Annotated in this window: 18 protein-coding genes; 15 read left to right on the top strand and 3 right to left on the bottom strand. The window is 29.8% G+C overall.

Translation table 11 applies throughout. The annotated features are described in order from the left end of the window. Positions 1-47 precede the first annotated feature (47 nt). The 6 genes from ACX6CF_RS20610 to ACX6CF_RS20635 all read left to right on the top strand — a co-directional run bounded on the left by ACX6CF_RS20610 (position 48) and on the right by ACX6CF_RS20635 (position 8,119). Positions 48-662: a DUF624 domain-containing protein gene (locus tag ACX6CF_RS20610; RefSeq protein WP_458787249.1), complete on the top strand. Its 615-nt coding sequence runs from the start codon at positions 48-50 to the stop codon at positions 660-662. Positions 663-678: 16 nt separating this feature from the next. Then, a complete protein-coding gene (locus tag ACX6CF_RS20615; protein WP_458787250.1) occupies positions 679-1,665 on the top strand; it encodes a glycoside hydrolase family 130 protein in 987 nt (328 codons plus the stop codon). 322 nt (positions 1,666-1,987) lie between these two features. Next, positions 1,988-3,226 carry an MFS transporter gene (locus ACX6CF_RS20620; RefSeq protein ID WP_458787251.1) on the top strand — a complete coding sequence of 413 codons (1,239 nt, stop codon included), beginning with the start codon at positions 1,988-1,990 and terminating at the stop codon, positions 3,224-3,226. Next, entirely contained in the window at positions 3,223-4,227 is a 1,005-nt protein-coding gene (locus tag ACX6CF_RS20625; protein WP_458787252.1) for a GNAT family N-acetyltransferase, read from the top strand. The genes ACX6CF_RS20620 and ACX6CF_RS20625 overlap by 4 nt, the downstream gene beginning before the upstream one ends. A gap of 107 nt (positions 4,228-4,334) precedes the next feature. Further along, positions 4,335-5,456 carry a LuxE/PaaK family acyltransferase gene (locus ACX6CF_RS20630; protein WP_458787253.1) on the top strand — a complete coding sequence of 374 codons (1,122 nt, stop codon included), beginning with the start codon at positions 4,335-4,337 and terminating at the stop codon, positions 5,454-5,456. A 50-nt stretch (positions 5,457-5,506) separates the two neighbouring features. Continuing rightward, a complete protein-coding gene (locus ACX6CF_RS20635; protein ID WP_458787254.1) occupies positions 5,507-8,119 on the top strand; it encodes an acyl-CoA reductase in 2,613 nt (870 codons plus the stop codon). Between the two features lie 76 nt (positions 8,120-8,195). On the opposite strand, the gene ACX6CF_RS20640 is transcribed toward ACX6CF_RS20635, so the two are convergent. Then, the gene (locus ACX6CF_RS20640) at positions 8,196-9,041 is read right to left on the bottom strand and encodes a helix-turn-helix domain-containing protein (RefSeq protein ID WP_458787255.1); all 846 of its coding nucleotides are present in this window, start codon (positions 9,039-9,041) and stop codon (positions 8,196-8,198) included. Between the two features lie 128 nt (positions 9,042-9,169). On the opposite strand from ACX6CF_RS20640, the gene ACX6CF_RS20645 reads away from it, so the two are divergent. Continuing rightward, positions 9,170-10,315, top strand: coding sequence for a uroporphyrinogen decarboxylase family protein (locus tag ACX6CF_RS20645; RefSeq protein ID WP_458787256.1), 1,146 nt, complete (start codon positions 9,170-9,172; stop codon positions 10,313-10,315). A gap of 49 nt (positions 10,316-10,364) precedes the next feature. Here ACX6CF_RS20645 and ACX6CF_RS20650 read toward each other — a convergent pair whose 3' ends face one another. Next, positions 10,365-11,855 carry a hypothetical protein gene (locus tag ACX6CF_RS20650; RefSeq protein WP_458787257.1) on the bottom strand — a complete coding sequence of 497 codons (1,491 nt, stop codon included), beginning with the start codon at positions 11,853-11,855 and terminating at the stop codon, positions 10,365-10,367. Positions 11,856-12,083: 228 nt separating this feature from the next. Between ACX6CF_RS20650 and ACX6CF_RS20655 the strand changes: the two genes are divergently transcribed. The 8 genes from ACX6CF_RS20655 to ACX6CF_RS20690 all read left to right on the top strand — a co-directional run bounded on the left by ACX6CF_RS20655 (position 12,084) and on the right by ACX6CF_RS20690 (position 20,203). Further along, positions 12,084-12,266: a hypothetical protein gene (locus tag ACX6CF_RS20655; RefSeq protein WP_458787258.1), complete on the top strand. Its 183-nt coding sequence runs from the start codon at positions 12,084-12,086 to the stop codon at positions 12,264-12,266. Between the two features lie 270 nt (positions 12,267-12,536). Beyond that, a complete protein-coding gene (locus ACX6CF_RS20660) occupies positions 12,537-13,607 on the top strand; it encodes a pyridoxal-phosphate-dependent aminotransferase family protein (RefSeq protein ID WP_458787259.1) in 1,071 nt (356 codons plus the stop codon). 68 nt (positions 13,608-13,675) lie between these two features. Beyond that, the gene (locus ACX6CF_RS20665; RefSeq protein ID WP_458787260.1) at positions 13,676-14,578 is read left to right on the top strand and encodes a D-2-hydroxyacid dehydrogenase; all 903 of its coding nucleotides are present in this window, start codon (positions 13,676-13,678) and stop codon (positions 14,576-14,578) included. Positions 14,579-14,605: 27 nt separating this feature from the next. Next, positions 14,606-15,850, top strand: coding sequence for a DUF1015 domain-containing protein (locus tag ACX6CF_RS20670; protein WP_458787261.1), 1,245 nt, complete (start codon positions 14,606-14,608; stop codon positions 15,848-15,850). Positions 15,851-15,960: 110 nt separating this feature from the next. Further along, the gene (fabG, locus tag ACX6CF_RS20675; RefSeq protein ID WP_458787262.1) at positions 15,961-16,701 is read left to right on the top strand and encodes a 3-oxoacyl-ACP reductase FabG; all 741 of its coding nucleotides are present in this window, start codon (positions 15,961-15,963) and stop codon (positions 16,699-16,701) included. 47 nt (positions 16,702-16,748) lie between these two features. Continuing rightward, positions 16,749-17,927 carry an acetyl-CoA C-acetyltransferase gene (locus ACX6CF_RS20680; RefSeq protein WP_458787263.1) on the top strand — a complete coding sequence of 393 codons (1,179 nt, stop codon included), beginning with the start codon at positions 16,749-16,751 and terminating at the stop codon, positions 17,925-17,927. 153 nt (positions 17,928-18,080) lie between these two features. Continuing rightward, positions 18,081-19,484, top strand: a complete 1,404-nt coding sequence (locus tag ACX6CF_RS20685; protein ID WP_458787326.1) for a recombinase family protein — start codon at positions 18,081-18,083, stop codon at positions 19,482-19,484. A 38-nt stretch (positions 19,485-19,522) separates the two neighbouring features. Next, a complete protein-coding gene (locus tag ACX6CF_RS20690) occupies positions 19,523-20,203 on the top strand; it encodes a hypothetical protein (RefSeq protein WP_458787264.1) in 681 nt (226 codons plus the stop codon). Here the strand turns inward: ACX6CF_RS20690 and ACX6CF_RS20695 are convergent. Beyond that, a complete protein-coding gene (locus ACX6CF_RS20695; RefSeq protein WP_458787265.1) occupies positions 20,188-21,645 on the bottom strand; it encodes a recombinase family protein in 1,458 nt (485 codons plus the stop codon). The genes ACX6CF_RS20690 and ACX6CF_RS20695 overlap by 16 nt on opposite strands. Between the last annotated feature and the right edge of the window lie 43 nt (positions 21,646-21,688).

Raw genomic sequence — 21,688 nt, forward strand, 5'->3', positions numbered from 1 at the left:
CAGCCCCTTTTATACTATAAATATACTTTGAAAAGAGGTGTTTGAAATTGGGAAAATTATTTTCCATAGATAGTATTCTATATAAAATAGGAACGACCATAATTGATTTATTTTACATGAATTTATTATGGATAGTGTTTACAATAATAGGATTGGGTATTACAGGCGGAGCATCCACAACGGCTCTATTCTATGTTATGTTGAGAAGAGCTGAAGATAAGGGGAATTGTAATTTTAAAGAATTCTTCTATGGTTTTAAGAAAAACTTCAAGAAGTCAACTATCGTTTGGATTGTTCTTATATCAGTATTTTCAATAATATATGTGAACATTAATAATATCACCTTTTTTCAAAGTATAATTGGAAATACATATATGACAATGTTTCTTTTCGTAGTCCAATTATTGGTACTTATTGAGATATTGATTATAGGCATATATATATTTTCTTTATTGGCAATGTATGATAAACCAGTTAATTTTTTATTTAAGGTTGCATTTGTTTTAGGTAATAAGTATCTTTTTACAACTTTAACTTGCCTAGCACTAATGATAATTGTACTTATTGGTTTATTTCATGTACCGATTATACTTTGTGCAGGTATAAGCGGTCTGATTATGCTTACATCTTTGATAATAAAAGATAAAATTATATTAGAATAAAGGAGACAGAACATCAATGGCAAAATATAATATTATTGGTGAACCATTAAAAAATATTCCGTGGGAAGAAAAACCAGTTGATTGTAACGAAGTGATTTGGCGTTCCGATATGAACCCAATAATTAAAAGAGATCATTTACCAACATCAAACAGTATTTTCAATAGTGCTGTTGTACCATTTGAAGATGGGTTTGCAGGTGTTTTTAGATGTGATGATAAAAGAAGAGAAATGAGAATTCATGCAGGATTTAGTAAAGATGGTGTTAACTGGGATATTAACAAAGAGCCTATAAAATTTAACTGTGATATTGAACAAGTTAAAGATTTCGAGTATGCTTATGATCCTAGAGTAGTATGGATAGAAGATAGATATTATGTAACATGGTGTAATGGATTCCATGGACCTACTATAGGTATTGCTTATACTTATGATTTTAAAGAATTTCACCAATTAGAAAATGCTTTTTTACCTTTCAATAGAAATGGAGTTCTTTTTCCTAAGAAAATAAATGGTAATTTTGCAATGTTAAGTCGTCCAAGTGATACAGGACATACTCCTTTTGGAGATATATTCTATAGTGAAAGTAATGACTTGGAATTTTGGGGTAGACATAGACATGTATTGGCACCTAGAGGTTGGTGGCAAAGTACTAAAATTGGAGCAGGACCAGTGCCTATCGAAACTAGCGAAGGGTGGTTGCTAATTTATCATGGAGTACTGACTTCTTGTAATGGTTATGTATATCATTTCGGAGCGGCGTTACTTGACTTGGAAAAACCATGGAAAGTAATTGCTAGAACTGAGCCTTATTTATTAGCTCCAAGAGAATTATATGAGTGTGTAGGGGATGTTCCTAATGTAGTATTCCCATGTGCAGCTTTAACAGATAGTGATACAGGAAGAATTGCTATTTATTATGGTGGAGCAGATACAGTTACATGTTTAGCATATGCTGAAGCGGATGAGTTAATTGATTTTATCAAGGCTAATTCAGAAGTATAAAATAATATAAAGGGCCTAGTTAATAGTAGATACAAACTACTTTTGCTAGACCCTTTAAAAATGGTTCTTTTCTTATTTTATGAGAAAATTTTTTCTAATATATCATCTTTTGCACATTACTTTTGTAAATTATATTTTATATACTGGTTAATAATATTAATAAATAGTATTGAAATGATTAATAAAATATAGTGAAAATCAAAATAACATTTTAAAAATTAAAATTACAGATTATAATCATTTACAAGACAAAATTCTACAAAATATTTAGAAATATTGTGATATTATATCTAATGTCATATAATGACAGGAGGTATTAAATATGAGAGAAGAAATAAGAAAACATCCTTTAATTTTATTCGCAGATTTCAGAAAATTATTTTTTGCAAGACTCATATCTTCTATAGGGGATAAATTTTTCTTGCTTTCGCTTTCTTGGTTAGTATTATCAATGAATAATTCTAATTCTGCCTTACATCTGAGTATAGTGATGGTCGCTAATATTTTACCAGTAGTTATTTTTGGACCATTTATGGGAACTATTGCTGATCGTATCAATCGAAAAACGTGTCTTATTTTGGCTGATATAGTACGAGCTTTTTTTATGGCAATTTTAGCATTCCTTGTGTGTAATAATAATTATAACATATGGTCTTTATTTGTTTTGAGTTTTTTAATAGCTGCATTTACGCCATTATTTGAATCAGCGACTAATGCATCAATAGAAGTTCTAACCGATGAAGAGAGTATTTCTCAAGCTGTAGCTCTTGATTCTATGGTTTTGCAAGTATCCAATCTACTAGGAGCTTTTCTTGGTGGAGTAGCTATCTATGCTGTAGGAATCAAAGGTGCATTTATATTTAATGCTTCGTCGTTTGTCGTATCATTATTGATTATACTTTTTATACATACTGATTTAAGTGTTAAAAAGGATATCACTGTAATTAATAATTTTAAAGATGAACTTGTCCAAGGATTTAAATATATTATAAGTACTAAACCTTTATTTGCATTGATTATTTTTTTTCTCATTTTCAACTTTTTTGTATCACCCATTGCATTATTTATACCCCTTATTGTGAAGTTTGTCATAAAAGAAGAACCAAACTGGCTTGCAATATTAGAGGGATCAATTGCATTTGGTTCAGTAATAGTCACTGTATTACTTAGTTTTAAGAATGAGATCAATGAGAATATGTATAAAAAAATTTTTATCAGTGTTTTTACTATGGGAGCATCTATGAGTTTAATAGGATTATTGACTAATAGATATATGATTGCTTTATTTTTATTTGTAATAGGTTGTACATTAGCCCATGTAAATGCTACAGCATATGGTTTTTTCCAAAAGATAGTACCAGATTATTTAAAAGGACGTTTTTTTGCAATCCTTACTACAATGTGTTTCAGCATTATACCTATAACATATATCATTAATGGTGCACTAGCTAATATTATCAGTGTGTCAAAAGTAATTTTTTACGAAGGAATATTATCTGTTTTGGTTGCATTTATAATAATATTTATACCAAAATATCAAGAAGGAGGGGATGAATTATGAGTTATTATATAAGATTGATTAAACCTAACGAGATTCCAGAATTATGTAATCTAATTTATCAAATATATGGCGATACATATGTACATAAAAATATGTACGATCAAAGAAACATGATAATACTTAATGAAAGTAAAAAATTTATATCATTTGTTGCGATAGGTGATAATGAAGAAGTTATAGCCCATGTTGGATTGAAAATTAATAATTCTCAAGCTGAAATGTCCGCTGCATTTGTAAAAAAAGAATATAGAAGACAAAATATATTGTATGATCTATCAGAACAGGTAGTACAATATGGTAAGCAATTAGGATTAGAAGCCATATATGTTATGTCCATAACTAGTCATGTATATTCACAAAAAGTAGCTTCAAAATTAGGATTTAAAGATTGTGCATTTCTCATATCATGTATGGAACCTATGAAGTTCAAAGGTATAATAGAAAAGACTGTGCGTGAATCATTAAAAGCAACGTACCTTTTCTATGATAAACCTGATAATCTAAGATTATATATACCGTATTCTTTGCTAGAAATAGTTAATTTAATCTATTCTAATCTTTACATAAACATTTTGCCTCTACCAGAAACAGAAGAATCCATCTCAGGAAAATGTAAAATCAATATAACCTATACAGATGCTTCAATATGTTATATAGATATCATAGGATTTGGAAAAGATTTAATGGAAAAGGTGGACGAGGTAATTACCAAATATGATAATAATCACTTATCAAGTGTTTATCTATATATAAGGCTAGAGGATTCACAAATTCATAAATTTTTTGAGCAGTTTTCAAATAGAGGATTCTTTTTTGCGGGAGTTATGCCAGGTAAGGAATGTAATAGATTAATATTGCAAAAAGTAAAGGAGTTTCATCAAGATAGTATAAAAGTGAATTCATCAATTGGTGAAAAAATTTTGAAACATATACTAAAAAACAAAAATAATATTAATCTGAGAGATGACAATATTACTCACAATTATCCGAAAGTGATATAACTGCAAGATAAAAGATTTTGACTTAAGATTCTATTATAAGAATGAAATTAAATATGGCATATCAAGTAAGTGGTGATATGTAAACATATTATATAAGGAGAATGGTTATGCATACATTTAAATATATAGATGAACTCAGTCAACTGCAACCTTTTGAGTTCAATAAAGAATATGACCAAATTTTTGTAAATGCTATGAAAGAAAACTATGAATTTCAATTATCAAAACATCCCTATTTAAAGTATATGTTGGAGTATTCCAATGGATCTGTATCTATAAATACAATAGATGATTTGTTTTCTATACCTCCTATTTTTGTTGATTTGATGAAATATCATAATTTGTGTAGTTTGCCTATGAAGGATATAGAATTAACACTAACTAGTTCGGGTACAAAAGGACAAAAAACCAAATCATTTTTTGATAAAGATTCCTTATCTCGCCTGAATAAAATAGCGTTGTCGGTCTTTAATGGAATGGGATATAGTTCTGAGACACCAGTTGAATATTTTGTACTCTCTTATGATATTAATAAGGCGACGGACATAGGTACTACTTGGAGTGATAAACAAATGATTGAATTGGCTCCACAAAAATCAGTACATTGGATGATAGAATGGGATGAAGATAAAAAGCAATACATATTTGATGATGAAAAATGGGCTAGGCTTTTTATTGAACGAAGTGGGGAAGGACCTGTCAGGTTATTAGGTTTTCCAGCATATATGTATAAAATGGTAGAAACCATAAAAAAAATACACAAGCCAATGAAAATAGATGAAAAAAGTTTTATACTAGCTGGTGGAGGATGGAAAAATCATCTTGGGAAATCAATGACACTAAAAGAATTTGGATATTACATGGAAAAAAATATAGGGTTAAAACCTAGTCATATAGGGGATACATATGGGTTAGCTGAGCATGGTATACCTTATTGTTCTTGTGAATATGGTCATTATCATATTCCACAATACAGTCGTGTAAGGGTATGTGACCCATTGACATTAGAACCTGTTCTTATAGGTGAGGAAGGCATGCTTCATTTACTTACACCTTATAATATTGCCCAACCTAATTTATCACTTCTTTCAACAGATATAGTAACATTAGGGGGAAATTGTCCGTGTAAAAGAGAAGGTACCTATATCAAAAGTATTCGTCGTGGAGGAAAGAAAAAGCACAAAGGTTGTGCAATAGCAGCATTAGAAATACTTAAAAATTCAAGATAACAGTGGAATATGATAACAACACAATTTTTGAAAGAAAGGAATAGAGTTTCATGATAAAAAATATTATATGGGGAAAAGATATAAATGATTCATTGGATGAGAAGTTGATTGAAATGAATTTCAATGATGAACAGTTACAGATTATGAAAAATGAGCTTTGGAAAATTCCTATAGATGATATATTGTATGTACTAGTACAAACAGGCGAATTGATGAATGATAAAGATAAGAAGTATTATAAGAAATCAATGGAAATATTACCTGAGCTTCTAGGTTATTCACCCAGTATGGTTGGATTAGGTATTTCTATGTTGCAAGAGATATTGACTATGGATAGTCTGGCAAAGAGATTGAATGTGTTAAAAGATTATCATTCTATAGATTATCCTTGTGATATAGATAATAATATCACCTATGCTTTACCTGCAGGATGCGTATGCCATATAGCTGCTGGGAATATTTTCTTAGGAGCTATTGATTCTCTGATTTATGGAATTGTAACAAAAAATATCAACATAGTGAAAGTATCAAAAAAGAGTCCTGATTTTGCATACATATTTTTTGAAGCACTAAAGGAAGCAGATAAGAATAATATACTGATACCTTATATATCAATAATATATTGGGATAGAATTAATCAAGCATATATTGAAAATTATATGAAGCAACATTGTGATATCATTTTACTGTTTGGTGGCAGAGAAGCAGTATTGAACTATAAGAATGGTACGTCCCATAAAGTTAATGTAGTCGCATTTGGTCCAAAACTAAGTTTTGGTCTAGTTACTAAGGAACTATCAGATGAAAAGTTAGAAGAAATTGCAGTGGGCTATGCAAAGGATATAATAATGTGGGAGCAGAATGCTTGTACAAGCTGCCAAAATATATTCATAGAGGATGATGACAATACTCAAAAATTCATTCAATTACTTAATGAGTCACTTGAATTATTAGGAGTTACATATAAAAATAAGTATTTGACTATTGATGAAAAAATGGAAATTAGAAGAACAAGATCACTTTATAGATACGAAGAGTATGAAGATAAAGCAAGAATTATTGAAGGTGTGAGAGGTCATCATACTATAATAGTCAATCATTCAAAGGATATTCAAGATTCACCATTATTTCGAACAATATATATTAATATCATAAAAGATTATAAAGATATATTAGAGGGAAATATAAATGGATTACAATATTATATGTCTACTATAGGAGTTGCATCTAATAATGATTATCAGCAGATTATTGATGATTTTTCTCCATTAGGTGTATTTCGTTTTTGTTCACCAGGAAACATGAGTATTTCTTCAGAAGAATCGTTTACACATGATGGAATCAACATCACATCTTGTCTTATTAGACAAATAGGATTTGAAGATCTACCATATTCAAGTATTGGTTTGTCTAATTGCAATAAGAGTAAAAAAGAAGCAATAATATTATCAAAAATCAATGCAATTTTAAGACAGGCATTGAAATCAACATACTATAAAGAATTATATAAAGGTATAGAGATACCTGTAAAATCTCTAGAAGACTTCAAGAAATTACCTCCACTGACTAGTAAAGCGCTTATTAATCAATCTTCAAATATGCTTACGGATAAAAATGAAAACAGTTACGTTTTTTCTTCAGGAGGTTCTTCAGGTAAAGAAAAATTTGTATGGTATAGTGCAGAAGAATTTTCCAAGTCCAAAGAAGTATTTGGTAGTGGATTCAGAAATGTAGGTATCACTAAGGATGATTTTGTAGTCAACTATCTGAAAGCTGGTAGTTTATGGACAGCTTTCTTAGCTACAAATAAGGGACTTGAAAAAACAGGATGTAAAATATTATCGTTAACAGCTAATCAGTGTCAAGAAGACAGTATTAATATTATTAAGAAATTAAAACCAAATACAATTATGGGTATACCTGGTACATTAATACTACTAGCTCAAAAAGCAGAAGCATTGAATGAAGATATTACTTTTGAAAAAATATACTATAGTGGTAATCATATGGCAGAATCGGGAGAAAAGTATCTAAAGAAAATATTCAAGTGCAGTATTATCAAGTCTTTTGGTTATGCAGCAGTAGAAACTGGACCAATAGGTTATCAGTGTCCATATTGCAAACCAAGTGAATATCATGTTTTTGAAGATTGGTGTTATGTAGAAAAAGATGATGATAATAGTATTCTAATAACAGATTTAGAAAGAAAATTAAATCCCATCATTAAGTATAAACTAGGTGATAATATAGAGTATGTAGAAGGAGTCTGTAGCTGTGGGAATAAGTCGCCCAAAATCAAACTCATATCAAGAAATGATGATGTTATCAGGTTAAATAATACGGATTTATATTTATATGATATAGATCAGGTTATTAAAAAGAATGACTATCTATCACCATTCTATCAAATTGAGCTAGATAAAGATGAAGGACAATTAATTAAGATATATATTCGTATAGAAACTATACAAGATATGGAATGTAATGAAGAATTTGTTTCGAGTGTTCTGGATTCAATTAAAAGACAGACAAAAGCTCTAGGAAAATTCAGTAGTAAGAATTTGATTGGGCATATATATCTTGAATTGCTGGAACCTGAAACTATCAAACGTAACTTTAGAACAGGAAAAATACGTAAGGTAATAGATAATAGATATAATTAAACATCAGTCATGTTGTTGATACAAACCATATTGTTGGCGATAAGAAGTAGGAGTCAATCCTACTTCTTATCATGTATCAAGCATTAAAGATTTTTCTATTACGTTCTCTGAATTCTTTAGGAGCTAATGAATTTTTCTTTTTAAATAAAGAATAGCAATAAGAAACATTATGAAAACCAACATCATATATTATGTCTAAGATTTCCATCTTTGTAGTTAAAAGTAATAGCTCCATTTTTTCTAATCTTATTTGATTTATCCATTGAGCAGGAGTTTGATTATAGTATTTCTTCATCTGTCTATTTAGATGTTCTTGAGATTTTCCTGAAATTTCAATGAATCTTTTTAATCCCATTACTAGGTTATCTTTATTTTTCATCTTCTCTTTGGCATATAGTAACCATCTAGGTATAATTTCGTTGTTTTGAGCGCTTAATTTATTGGTGTTATATATAAATATATAATCATAAATAACACTTTGAAAATAATATTCTTGTACCTCTAAAGGCATTTGTTTAATTTTATTTAGCTTACTGAAAATACTATTCCATTGGTAATCTAGAGCATAGATACTAGATACTCCTTTGTAGGAATTCTCTTTCCTTATGTTGTCAAAAAATGTTTTGCACTTATCATCAAGGTCAGAAAAGTAAAAAGCGAGATTGGTTATTGTTGTTTCCTTATCTTTTCTTGCTGAAAAACAATGTGTGTCTTCAGGATAGATGAATTGTATAGATTGTACAGGTAAATAATATTTTTCATTATCAATATAATGAATAAATGTACCTTTTTCTACGAAAAACATTTCATAAAAATCATGTGAATGTAAATTACTTTTTATATTAGAATTAAATAATGATTTTGCAACATAAAATTTTTCATCATTTTTCAAGAAATCTTTTAATAATAAATGATCACACATATATAAAACACCTCAATAAGTTTTTTGTAATAATATCAATATACCATAATGATTGTCAATATGTAATGAGAAATATTATCCACTTTAAGTTAAAATAATATCAGCTAAAAACATTTAGGAGGATATTTATGAAAGGAAGAATTACTGACCACAAGAATAGAAATTTAGCCAAATTGCATGAAGATGTAGCATTTGGAAGAGCTAATGGTGAAATAATCTGGCAACCAAGGATTCAATGTTGGTTAACAGATAAGCAATTTGCTGGAGAAAAATTACCTGATCTTTATGAAGGGAAAACTAAACCAGAAATATATAGAGAACTTGGTTGTTCATCTAGAATATATGAATATAATGATAGTTTTTATTCTATTGATGGACCAAAGATTAAGAGATATGTAAATAGATTAAGTGAAACAAAAACTGAACATGTGATAGATACTCCTGTAGGTAAAGTATCATTAGTTACAGAGAAAACTCCTTCTAGTCCTCATGAAATAATTAAAAAATGGTGGGCTGAAAATAAAGAGGATATTAAGGTTTTTACTTATATAGCTGAAAATAGTGATTGGGGTTGGAATGAAGAATATTTTCAAAAAACAAAAAAAGAATGGGGAGATTTAGGTGCTCCAACCATTTTTATTCCAAGAGTGAATGTTCAAAATCTCTACATTGATTTAATGGGTGTGGAAAAAGCTGTTTATGCTTTAATGGACTATGAAGCAGAGATTGAGAGATATTTTAAAGCATTGGATGAAAATCATAGTAGAATGATTGATCGCATTAATAAATCACCTATTAATATTATTAATTTTGGTGATAACTTACATTGTGGAACATTGCCACCTTATTACTTCGAAAAATATGTTCAACCATCTTATATAGAAAGATGTAAACAGCTTCACGAAGGTGGTAATTTTGTATATTCTCATTGGGATGGAGATACTAAAGCGCTTTTACCATTCGCCAAAACATGTGGATTGGATGGAATAGAAGCTATAACTCCTAAACCACAAGGCGATGTTACCCTAGAAGAAGTGAAAGAAGCATTAGGAGACGATATCTATCTTGTAGATGGTATAGCAGCAGTATTATTTGATGAGATATATCATGAAGAAGAATTGATCCAACAAACAGAAGAACTTATAAGATTATTCAAAGACAAGTTAATTCTAGGAATATCAGATGAAATCTCATCAACTGGTGATATTGAAAGAGTTAGAACTGTTGGTAAAATAGTAGATGATTATAATGCATCATTAAATAAGAATAAGTAAAATATATTTCGCACCTATATAGACAATATTAGGTGCGAAAATTATATTTTTATTCAATTAAATCAAGAGAAACATTATTGTTTTTTTTATTTAAATTATCATTTGTAATGATTTCAATTTTTTGTTCTTTAGTTTTTTCAATATCTGAATTAGTAGTTTTACTTTCGATTTCTTTAATTTGTTTAATTAATTCTGGGATTTTAATATCTATATTTTTGTCGATGGTTTCTTTTGTGGTTTCTTTTGTATTTTCATATTTGGTATCGTCAATTTCGTTATTCTTAATTGGTTTCTTATCGTGAGGGATATATGCTTTTCTTAATTTCTTCTTTAACTTTTTGATTTCTTGTTCAGCCTGAGTAGTTTTAGATTTCCACATTTTAGCTTGGGATTGTAATTCTTTAGCCATTTTGGCTAGATCGTCATATTGTTTTGTTATATCCTGTTGAACTTCTTTTTGATCTTCCAATTCTGTTTTCAATGACGCAATATTATACATTTCATTAGAAGTAAAGTTACCAATAATTGATTTTATTTCTAGGTTGGTTTGATTACTTAACAGTATATTATCTGTATCAACCTGGCTTAATACAGCTAGTATAGGATATTTATAGATGTATCCAAAGAATTTATTGCCTGACAAACTATTATTGTTGTAGCCATAAAAATAGAAATGTCTAGCTTCTGGATTTTGAGCTGAACATAATTTGGGTTCAGTAAATGTAGTTCCATTATTACAAGATAGTGAATACTTAAGATTATTATTTTCTTTGAAATTAATCCATACAATATTATTATAAATAAAAATGATAGGTGAAATTGTTGCGGTAGTAGAGTAGATTTTTATCGGGTTAGACCATTTATCGGTTTTACTAATGAAAAATATAGTATTGGTTAGTTTTTTTTCTACATATGTAACACATATTTTATCTTTGCATAAGCATAAGCTGTAATCTATAAAAGGACTAACAGAATCAGTTATTGTTTCGAATTCTTCCCAGTTAGTTGATTGTATATTATATTTATAAAGATTTAATTCATAACTTCCTTTGTCATTAAGTATTTGGCATAAAAGATAAATTATATTATTGCTTATAAAACATTCATAAGGTGATGAAAGGTTAGGGACAGAAAACAATGATTGGGGTTCAGTTTTTTCATTTTCTTTGAATGAATGAAAAATTAGATCGCTGGTTCTCTCATAAGGGTTATAAGCACAGTAGAATAAATAATTATTATGGTGACACAAGTATCTGATATTACTTATCTGGTAACTATTATCCAAGTCATCTAATAGATTATTAAATTCGAATTTATTATTCTTTTCATATAAGTGGACTAAGCTATTAGTTGAATTCTTATATATTATATGGAGATTGTTATATTCATCAAGAGAAGCAGAATATTCGTTATTTGTACTTTTGGCAATAACCACAGCTCTTTGATTATATTTTATCGGATAACGCCTATAATATATACTTTCACCAGTTTTGTCTATAAGTAAGTTCGAAGTATTATTTTTCGATAGTAGATATGGCATATACATTTCCCCTTTACATTAGGTGCTATAATAACTTATTTATTAATATAGTATTCTAGTCTATTATGTTTAATGCTTGAAATAATTTTTACAAGCATGTCTTTGCTAAAAATATGAACAGAATAATAATTTATAAGACAAAATGTAATTATAAGCGGATACCTTGTAACACTACTCTATATTTATTCATAAAATATATTGAAATTAATTTTTAGAGGAGGAAGTAAAGTGTCTGATTGCAAAATATGTTTCCATAAAGGTGATGGAAAATTTATGCGTCGACCTGTAGAGGGTAATTGTCCAGTATGTAATCCAGAAGTACCAGTTGATCCTGCAAATGATGCATGTGTATGCCCACCATTAGGAGAACCTAATGGTTTAATGAACACATGTTTTTTTGGGTTTGAATGAGTCAACAATGATTATAATTTAAATTAATATGTTTTAATTACTTTATAATGTAAAAAAAAGATAATTAATTCTTTATTTTGACAAATATAATTTCGATTTAGTTGTAGTATGATTTATTTATGATATTCTTAATTTGGAGAGATATTGTAAATATTAAAAAATAATATTATATTATTTCTCTATGTATCACTTATATATTTATATGGATATTAGTTCATGTAAGTTAAAAGTGGTATTTTAATTTTAATTTTAACGTAAGGAGGCTGTAATATGCATAAAAAATTATTTATTCCAGGACCTGTAGAGGTTAAAGATGATGTGCTTAAGATGATGGCTACACCTATGATTGGGCACAGGACTAAAGAGGCATCTAAGCTTCAAAGAGACATTAGTGAAAAACTTATGAAACTTTTTTACACTGAAAATCAAATTATTCTATCAACTACATCTGGTAGTGGATTAATGGAATCAGCCATTCGTTGTTGTACGAGAAAGAGAGTAGCTGTATTTGCAGTTGGTGCATTTGGTAAAAGATGGTATGAAATGGCTGTGGGTAATAATGTTCCAGCTGATTTATATGAGGTTGAATGGGGTACTCCTACAACGAAAGAATCTGTTGATGAAGTGTTAGCAACTGGTAAATATGATGTTGTCACAGTTACTCATAATGAAACATCCACTGGTGTTATGAATCCAGTTGATGAAATAGGTGAAGTTGTTAAGAAATACCCTGACGTAGTTTTCTTAGTTGATGCTGTTAGTTCAGCAGGTGGAGCTAAGATTGAGGTGGATAAATGTGGAATAGATGTATGTATAACTTCTACTCAAAAAGCTCTTGGATTACCTCCAGGACTTGCTATTTGTACTGTTTCAGAAAAAGCTATAAATGCTGCAAGACAGGTAGAAAATAGAGGATTTTATTTAGATCTTGTGAAGCTATACGATACTATCAAGAAAAAAGATCATCAGTATCCATCAACACCATCATTATCACATATGTTTGCGTTAGATTATAAATTAGATAAGATTTTAGAGGAAGGCCTAGATAATAGGTTTGAAAGGCATGCCAAGATGGCGAAATACGTTAGAAATTGGGCTAATGAATATTTTGAATTATTACCTGATGAAAAATATGCGTCAAATACGCTAACAAATATTAAAAATACAAGAGAAATTAGTGTTTCTGAGTTAAATAAAGCTTTAGGTGAAAGAGGATTCATGATTTCAAATGGTTATGGTAAATTAAAAGAAAAAACATTTAGAATAGCTCATATGGCTGATACTACTCTAGAGGAAGTAAAAGAACTTCTTGAAAATATTGAAGATATATTAAAACTTTAATTTAAGTAAATGATCATGTTTAAAATTTAATTATAGGTATAAAAAGTAAGTTTATTGGAGGTTATATTATGGCTAAAATATTAGTCGCTGATGGTATGGATAGAAATGCTGCAAAAGAGCTAACAAATATGGGGCATGAATTAGTGATTGAGCATTTAGATGTACCAGAATTAAAAAAGGAGTTAGGTGATTATGACGTAATCATTATTAGATCTGCTACTAAAATCAGAAAAGAAGTTATTGATGCGGTTGTTGGAAGTAATCTTAAACTAATCATTAGAGCTGGAGTAGGGCTTGATAATATTGATGTGTCTTATGCTAGAGAAAAAGGTATAGCAGTTGAAAATACACCTAAAGCCAGTAGTGCATCAGTAGCAGAACTTACCATCGCTCATATGTTTTCTTTATCAAGATTCTTATATATATCTAATGTGACAATGAGAGATGGAATGTGGTACAAGAAAGCATATAAGGGTATAGAATTATCTGGTAAGACTTTAGGACTTATAGGATTTGGAAGAATTGCAATAGAAGTAGCTAAAAAAGCTAGTGCCCTAGGAATGAAAGTTATCTATACAGATATCATAACTAAGGATGGATATGACGAATTTAGTTGTGTTACAAAAGAAGAAGTACTTAAAACATCAGATTTCATATCATTACATATACCTTTCATTAAAGAGATTGGACCAGTACTTAATGAAAATGAATTTAATATGATGAAAGATGGAGTTTATATCGTTAACTGTGCAAGAGGTGGCGTAGTTAATGAAGAGGCATTAATTAAAGCTCTAGATTCAGGTAAAGTTGCAGGTGCAGCTATAGATGTATTTGAAGAAGAGCCTACTAAAAATAAAAAGTTATTTACTCATGAGAAAGTTTCATTAACACCTCATATTGGAGCATCAACCAAAGAAGCTCAGTCTAGAATTGGTTTAGAAATAATAGATAAAGTTAAAGAATACTTTTAAATATAAGTATTGATTGGAGGTTAATATATGGCTGTAGTAAGACCTTTTATGGGTATTAGACCTAGCAAAGATTTAGTAGAGAAAGTAGCATCTCTTCCTTATGATGTCATGAATAGAGAAGAAGCAAACGAAATGTCAGATGGTAATGAACATTCATTTTTACATGTAGTCCGTGCAGAGATAGATGTAGATGATGATGTAAATCAATATGATTCAGTTGTATATAAAACAGCTAGAAAAAATCTTGACAACATGATTAAGGATGAAATTTTAGTTCAAGATGAAGAGCCATGCTATTATATTTATAGACAAATCATGGATGGAAGAGTTCAAACTGGTCTGGTTGGGTGTACATCTATTGATGATTATATGAATAATATTATCAAGAAGCATGAATTTACTAGACCAGCTAAAGAAGTGGACAGAATCAATAATTTTGATTATTGTGATGCTAATACAGCACCAATATTCTTGACATATAGAAAAAATGATGAATTGAATAAAATAATTAATGATTATATTAAGTTTAATAAACCTATCTACAATTTTACAAGTGAAGATGAAATCACGCATATTGTATGGGTTATTAGTGGGGATTTAACAATAGATAAAATTAGTGAAATATTTGGCAATATAGATTATTTATACATAGCTGATGGACACCATCGTTCGGCATCTTCTGTAAAAGTAGGAATGAAAAGAAGAGAAGAATATCCTGATTTTACAGGGAAAGAAGAATTCAATTATTTTCTATCAGTTATTTTCCCAGATGATGATCTATTTATTATGGATTATAACAGAGTGGTTAAGGACTTGAATGGTCATTCAGAAGAAGAATTCTTGAGAAAAGTTGAAGAGAATTTTTTAGTAGAAGAACAAGCAGATGGTGTTTATAAACCTACTAATAAACATACTTATGGTATGTACTTAGATAATAAATGGTATAAGATTACTGCCAAAGACAAGATCACTAACAAAGACAATATAGTTGATAGATTAGATGTGGCAATTCTACAAGATAATCTATTAGGACCTATTCTTAACATTAAAGACCCTAGAACTGATAAAAGAATTGATTTTGTTGGGGGAATAAGAGGTCTTGAAGAATTAAAAAGACGTGTTGATGGAGGAATGAAAGTAGCTTTTTCCATGTATCCAACTACAATAGATGATTTGATGGAAGTTGCTGATACAGGTGAAGTGATGCCACCAAAATCAACATGGTTTGAACCAAAATTAAGAAGTGGATTATTTGTTCACAGATTAAGTTGATTAATAAAATCAGTTATTAAAACATAAATATTATGGCAGTGATAAATTATGATTAATATGGACCCACAATTTATTTACTGCCATTTTATAATATTAAAGGAGGAGTATATGTGAGGTTAAAAGATAAAGTTGCAATTATTACAGGAGCAGGACGTGGTATAGGAGCCGCTACAGCAATTAGGTTTGCTGATGAAGGTGCAAAAGTGGTAATAGCGTCTTTATTTAAAAATGAGGTAGAAGAGACAGTTAATAAGGTGAAAGAAAATGGTGGAGAAGCCATTGGTATAGTAGTTGACGTGACCGATAAACAACAGGTTGATACTATGGTTAGAAAAACCTTGGATGCTTATAGAAAAGTGGATATTATAGTTAATAATGCAGGAATAACAGCAGATGGTACTTTGGTTAAAATGACAGAAGAGAATTTTGATAAAGTTATAGATGTGAATTTGAAGGGTGTATATAACTGTGGTCAAGCAGCTGCAAAAGTCATGGTAGAGCAAGGTAAGGGAGTAATCTTAAATGCTACATCTGTAGTTGGATTATATGGAAACTACGGTCAAACTAATTATGCTGCTACAAAATGGGGAGTAATTGGAATGACTAAGACATGGGCAAAAGAGTTAGGAAAGAAAGGTATCCGTGTTAATGCTGTAGCACCTGGTTTTATTCTTACGCCTATGACAGAAGGTATGCCTGAAAAAGTACTTAACATGATGAGAGATAAAGCTCCTGTAAAGAGATTAGGATTGCCAGAAGATGTTGCCAATGCTTATCTGTATTTAGCTTCTGATGAAGCCAGTTATGTAACTGGTTCAGTACTTGAAGTAACTGGTGGTATTGTATTATAAAAAGGAAGATGATAAGAAAACACTTTTTTGGAGAGGAATGGGTATTTATGAGAGAAGTAGTGATTGTGGGTGCAGTAAGGACACCAATAGGTAAATTCGGTGGTGGTTTAGCTAAGCTTTCAGCTGTTGAACTAGGGGTGGTTACAGCGAAAGCTGCCATTGAAAGAGCAGGTATAAAATCAGAACTAATTGATGAAGTTCTTATAGGTAATGTTTTGTCAGCAGGACTTGGGCAAAATACTGCTAGACAAATTGCAATTGGTGCAGATGTACCAGAAACTACACCTGCTATTACAATTAATAAAGTTTGTGGTTCTGGACTTAGAACTGTAAGTATGGCTGCACAATTTATAATGCTTGGGGATGCAGATATAGTACTTGCAGGTGGTGTTGAAAGTATGAGTAATGCACCATACTTGATACCAAAAGCTAGATGGGGTCATAGGATGGGAAATGGTGAGCTTGTTGATTCTATGATAAATGATGGACTTACAGATATATTCAATAAGTATCATATGGGTGTTACAGCTGAGAATATAGCCAAACAATGGGGGATATCTAGAGAAGAGCAAGATGAATTTTCACTTAATAGTCAAATGAAAGCTGAAAAAGCTCAAAAAGAAGATAGATTCCAAGATGAGATTGTGCCGGTAGTAATCCCACAACGTAAAGGTGAGCCAGTAATATTTAATAAAGATGAATTTCCAAAACATGGTATGACCATTGAAAAGCTTGGGAAATTAAGACCTGCATTTGATAAAGAAGGTACAGTTACAGCAGGTAATGCGTCAGGAATTAATGATGGAGCCGCTATGTTTATCGTAATGGCTAAAGACAAAGCTGAAGAATTAGGAATTAAGCCTTTGGTTACTATAAAATCTTATGCATCAGCAGCGCTTAATCCAAGTATAATGGGTTATGCTCCAGTGCCAGCTACTAGAAAAGCGTTGGAAAAAGCTAAAATGACAATAGATAATCTTGACTTAATAGAAGCTAATGAAGCATTTGCATCTCAATCCATTGCTGTCCTCAGAGACTTGGGTTTGGATAAAGAAAAAGTTAATGTTAATGGAGGAGCGATTGCATTAGGTCATCCTATAGGAGCTTCAGGAGCACGTATTTTAGTTACTCTAATATATGAAATGATTAAACGTGAAAGTAAAACAGGCTTAGCTACTCTATGTATTGGTGGAGGGCAAGGTACTGCAATAATAGTGGAAAGATAAAATATGAAGAGCTGTCAAATAATATATTTATTAAAAATATTATTTGACAGCTAATTCTTTGCATAAAGATAATACTAAAGTAACAATTTTAAAAATATAATATATTAAGAAGGATGTTATAGCAGGTGATTAGAAGTTATAGGTGCAGCGTATATTAGAGTTAGTACTTCAGAGCAGTTAGAATACAGTCCCAGTGCACAAAGAAATGCTATTTTGAATTATGCTGATAAAAATAATATAAATATACCTAATTGTAACATTTTTATAGATGAAGGCATATCAGGCAGGAAAGCTGAAAAAAGACCAGCTTTTATGGAGATGATTAAAAAAGCAAAAGAGAAGCCAAAACCATTTGAAGTAATTTTAGTTCATAAGTTTGATAGATTCGCTAGAAATAGAGAAGATAGTGTTGTCTATAAATCACTTTTGAAAAGGGATTGTAATATTAAAGTTATCAGTATAACAGAACAGTTGGAGGAAGATAAATTTTCGATTATTCTTGAGAGTATGCTAGAAGCTATGGCAGAGTACTATTCCCTTAATCTATCAGATGAAGTTAAAAAAGGTATGAGTGAAAAAGCAAGAAGAGGCGGAATGCAAACAAGACCGCCTCTAGGATATAAAGTGGTGAATGGTAAAATGGTAGTTGATGATACTGAAAAGGAAATAGTACAAATGATATATTATAAATTTGTAAATGATAATATAGGATATGTCAATATTGCTAATATACTCAACAATATGGGGTATAGAACTAAAAATAATGGATTATTCCAAAGTAAGTCAATAAAATACATTCTCGAAAATCCTTTTTATATTGGTATTGTAAGATGGAACAGAAAGAATAAAAAAAGTGAATTAAGGGATGAAGATAACTGGATAATTTCTAATGGTGATCATGAAAGGATAATTGATGAACAAATATATAATCAATCTATTAAAAAAATAGAACGAATGAAAAAGACTAATAAGATTAATCATTCTAATGAATACAGTCATTATTTATCAGGATTAGTCAAATGCTCATATTGTAAAGGAAGTATGGTATATAAGAATAATCAAAAAAGATATTCATATTTCAGATGTAGAAAAAGTTCTGAAGGAGCATGTCTCCAGAGAAAAATGATAAGAGTAAACTTATTAGAAAAATTAATAGAAGGTAAATTAGTCGAAGATTTTAATAACGTATTGATTACTACAAAACATAAAAAGATGCTTATGAACAATCAGAGAAAAATAATTTTGAATAAGTTGAATAAATTAGAAAATAAGTTTGAGAAGATTAAAAAAGCTTATATCGAAGATATTGATTCAATTGAAGAATACAAGGATAATAAGCTAAGATTAAGTAAGGAACGTAAAAATCTAATCAAGGAACTAGAAAATATAAGGAGTATTTCTTTTGATCAAGAGAATAAAATCATGTTACATAATATATTTACTATCGATAATTATTCTAAGGATATAAGAAACAAATTGTATAGATCTTTTATTGGTAAAATAGAAATTGATGTCATGAAAAAAACAGTTCACATTATTTATTATAAGAATGATTAATTTGTGTGTTCCTTTGACTATTAGGTGAACCTAAGTTATTGACTTGTGTTGCTCCAGTGGTTTTTGATGAATGTGGTATTAATCTATGTAGAGAAATAAAGATACCAGAATGTTTACTTGAAGAAAATCCATGTACAAAAGCTGTTGAATTAAAAGTTATTGATATCGATTTTAGTATAGGTGAAATTGATGGTTCGTGTGTTGAAACTTTACCAAAAAGACCTAACTGTGTTAGAGTAACATTATCTAAACTAAAAGTTAGATTCGCAGCAAAATTATTAGATAAACATTGTAGAGTATTAGCAGAAGAATGCTTCCAAGCACTATATCTACCAGATAAAGATTCTCCACATTGTGATGATGATACAAATCCACCATCAATAACAATTGATTTATATGCTCCATATGGTCTTTCATATTATGGAGAATGTAAAGAATGTATTCCTTGTATAAATTATTTGGGATTTGTTGAGGGACCTGATAGAAATAATGAATTACGCCAAGGTATTGGTTGTCAGGGATTGGCAAAAGTTATAGAAATAGACCTTGATGACGGCTGTATGGCTGTTGGATTATCATTATATCTAAAAACTATTTATTTTATTCAGTATAGAATTAAACATGCAGGTCTTTGTTTCAATAGAGTATATAAAAAAAGCAAACGATATAACTATAAACGTTCGCTTTTTATGAATCTTGTTTCCTATTTGTTAATATAAAAATCAATTATAATTGTATTTTTAGTAGAGTCAAATATAATTTGCTTTATGAAAGATTTAGCGATTCTATGTTTGTTCATTACTGATATATCATCAAGATATAATATTGTAGCTGGAGAAGATAGCTGTAGGACAGATGTGTTTTCATCTTGGAGTTCTTCTTGCTTGAGTTTATCTATTTTTACAATTAACTCAGCTTCTTCTTTTTTTATATTACTTTTATTATTTTCATATTCCTTGAGGGTATCTATCTCTTCAAGATATGATTTATTAGCTAATTCATATTTTTTAGTTGTTTTTTTAAGTTGTTGTTGTAATAGTATTATATTATCTGAAGTCGTTGAAATAGCATTTTTTTTAATAACTATATCATAAAAATTATCAAGGTCTTGTTCTAACTTTCTTAAAACATGATTTTCTATTTTTTTGCCACTGATATAGTTTGGAGAATTACAATTGCCTTTAAAATATTTTGAGCAACGAAAATTAATATATTTGCCTTTTATTATATTTGTAGTCATTGCACTACCACAAGAAGCGCAACGAAGTATAGAACTTAACCAATGTTTTTTTTCGTATATAGGCCGGTAGTGTGTAGCCATTAATGTTTTGTTATTCTTTAATTTCAACTGAGCTCTATCCCATAATTCTTTATCTATTAATGATTCATGTTGACCTTTTGCTATGATCCATTGATCAGTGGAGTTAGGGATATTAAAGCCGCCTTTACGATAGTTCCATCTATTATAGCCACAATACACAGGGTTTTTAATTATATATTCAATAGTACGTTTACTGAATAATTTATTCTTTTTAGTTCTGTATCCTAGTATATTAAGATTTTTAGCTATTTCATAAAGAGTTTTGTTTTCATTAAAATCATTATAAATAAGTTTTATTACTGTACTGTATTTTCCATCTATTAGTAATATCTTAGATGTTTTATCTAATCTATAACCTATAGGACAGGTGCCTGAATGTTCGCCGCGTTTGGCTTTTTCTATCATGCCTTTTTTTACTTCATCTGATAGATTGAGTGAGTAGTATTCTGCCATAGCTTCCAACATACTCTCAAGGATAATTGCGAATTTATCATCTTCAATATGTTCAGTTATACTTATTACCTTAATACCACATTCTTTTCTAAGGAGAGATTTATAAACTACTGAATCCTCACGATTACGTGCAAATCTATCAAACTTATGTATTAAGATGGCATCAAAAGGGTGAGGAGTACTTCTAGCATGACCTATCATACGCATGAATGCAGGTCTTTTCTCTGCTGTTCTTCCAGATATTCCTTCGTCTATGAATATATGTTCATCTTGGACCAGATAATTATTATTATGGGCATATTCTAATAATGCTGTTTTTTGAGCGCTAGGGCTATATTCTGTTTGTTCATCAGTTGATACTCTTATGTAAAGTGCTGCTTTTTGCATAACATCACCTTTATCATATTCTAATGTTATTCTTGTTCATGAC

The organism is Vallitalea sediminicola (assembly GCF_054408565.1).